The organism is Nostocoides australiense Ben110, from assembly GCF_001050535.1.
GTDB lineage: Bacteria > Actinomycetota > Actinomycetes > Actinomycetales > Dermatophilaceae > Nostocoides_A > Nostocoides_A australiense.
Genome location: NZ_HG764815.1, coordinates 3,289,230 through 3,291,575, shown reverse-complemented (window position 1 = coordinate 3,291,575; position 2,346 = coordinate 3,289,230). Strand labels below are relative to the sequence as shown.

The following is a 2,346-nucleotide window of genomic DNA, read 5'->3' as shown; positions in this document are numbered from 1 at the left end:
CCCCCCCCCGCCTGCAGGACTGGCTGTCGCGTGCCGGGCGGATGGAGTGCGTCGCGGAGCCGGGGATGGGGGTGGGGCGCACCGTGGCGTTGCTGACGCACGAGATCCGGACCGGCGACTTCGACCTCTCGGTGCGCACCGGCACCCTGGCTCTCGGCGAGGGCCTCTCCGGTTTCGTCCTCGGCACGGGCGTGCCGGGCGAGGACGCTCGGCGGCGGGCGCTGCTCGGGTCGGCGAGCGGGGTGGGGGGTGGACTGATCGCCTATGTCGATCACAATGGTGCGGTCGGTTTCCGCGACCACACCCCGGAGGGGGCCCAGCTCAACTGGCCGGCGATGTCCGCCACGGCGAGCGGCACGGGCAGTCCCCGGAGCCTCGATGAGGATCTGACCCTGGCCGTGACCTGTCGCACGGTCAACGAGACGACCGTCTCCTTGCGGGTCGCCGTGCGCCGGACGTCGGATGACACCGAACTGACCAGCGCCACCATCGCCGCCCTCCCCCTGACGCGCGTCCGCGGGGGGATCGCGCTGATGTCCTCCAGCCGGCAGGGGTCGGAGTCCCGCTACTGGGTCACCGGATTGTCCGCGACCGGCTCCGGGCTGACCGTGATCCCGGAGCGAGCGCTGGGTCCGGTGGTGGGCACCCTCTTCACGTCGGTGGCGGGCGTCTTGCGGATGACCGTGCAATGCATGCCGGTCGACCCGCGTGACCTGCCGTCGGTGAGCCTGGAGGTGTTTCGCTCCGGCAGCTGGATTCGCTTGGGCACCAAAGAGATCGGACCGGGCTACACGGCGCAGTTCTATGCCTCCGGCATGGACCCCACCACGCCGACCGGCTACCGCATCGTCGCCGGAGACCAGACCTTCTACAGCGGCACCATTCCGGCCGAGCCGCGCGGCGGGATACGGATCGCGAGCCTGAACTGCCTCAAGGCGAGCCACCGTCCGCTCGATGCGCCGAGCGCCTGGCAGGCCCGCCTGCCTGGCTCGGTGTCCCTTGACCTCTACAGCCGGCGCAATATCTACTTCCCGCACAACGAGATCGTCGACAGCATCACCGCCCAGCGGCCGGATCTGCTGGTCGCCCACGGTGACCAGCTCTACGAGACGTCACCCACCCGCAAGGACACCAGCTCGGCACCGGAACTGGACTTCCTCTACAAGTTCCTGCTGTGGCACTGGGCGATGCGCCCGCTGACCCGGCGCCTGCCGATCGTGGTCCTCACCGACGATCACGACGTCTACCAGCCGAACCTCTACGGCGAAGGCGGCATCGCCACCACGGACTTCCGGACCGGCGGATATGTCAAGTCGGCGAGTTGGGTCAACCTGGTGCAGCGGATGTCCTCGTGGCACAACCCCGACCGTTTCGACCCGACGCCCGTAGCCCAGGGCATCACCGTCGGGTATGCCGCGTTCAGCTACGGCGGCACGTCGTTCGCCATCGTCGAGGACCGCAAGTTCAAGACCGGACTCATCAAGCCGGGCGCGACACCGCACTTGCTCGGGGCGCGGCAGGAGGCCTTCCTCGGCACGTGGGCGAATATGCATCCCGGTCAGCCGAAGGTGATCCTCACCGGATCGACCTGGGCGTGCGTGCAGACCGACGCGGACGGGGCCCCGCGCCTGGACGCCGACAGCAACGGCTGGCCGGCCCCCGGCCGGATGCGGGCCGTGAAGCTGGCACGTGCAGCGCATGGGCTCATCGTGTCCGGCGATCAGCATGTGGGCCACTTGGTGCGGCACGGCATCGACGGATTCGCCGACGGGCCGCTGCAATTCACTCCCCCCGCCGGGTCGACGAGCTTCCAACGCTGGTTCCAGCCGGCACAGCCACTGCCCAACTCGACGGGAACGCCGGATACCGGCGACTTCACGGACCGTTTCGGCAACCGGGTCCGAGTGCTGGCGGCCGTGAACCCGAAGTTCACGCTGCGTCAGTTGTGGGACCACTACCCGGCGCCCGGGCAGGACTTCGGTGACCGCAACCTCAAGCGTGAGGGCTTCGGCCTCATCGCCTTCGACCACGCCCGCCGCAGGGTGCGGATCGAGTGCTGGCCGTGGAACGCCACCGAAACCGGAGCCGGCCAGTACCCGGGCTGGCCGGTCACGGTGCCCTATTCCGCGCTCTGAATCGAGATCGACGGTTCGGGCGAGCCCACGATCGAGCTGCTGATCCGGGCGAACCCGCGATGGCATGGTGGACCGGCCTGTGGGGTGTGCTCCTGCTCGCCGGTTTGGGCCGGCGGCTCGCAGGAGTGAATCCCCTCTCAGCTGCCGGAGCCGCCGCAGCGGAGCGCGCCCATGGCGAGAAGGTACTGGGCGGCGGTGTAGGTGGCCATGA

Annotated in this window: 1 protein-coding gene; it reads left to right on the top strand. The window is 69.5% G+C overall.

All coding sequences use genetic code 11. The features are described from left to right. On the top strand, nt 1–2,135 hold a 2,135-nt coding region (locus BN11_RS15950), incomplete at its 5' end, for an alkaline phosphatase D family protein (RefSeq protein WP_048699342.1). Between the last annotated feature and the right edge of the window lie 211 nt (nt 2,136–2,346).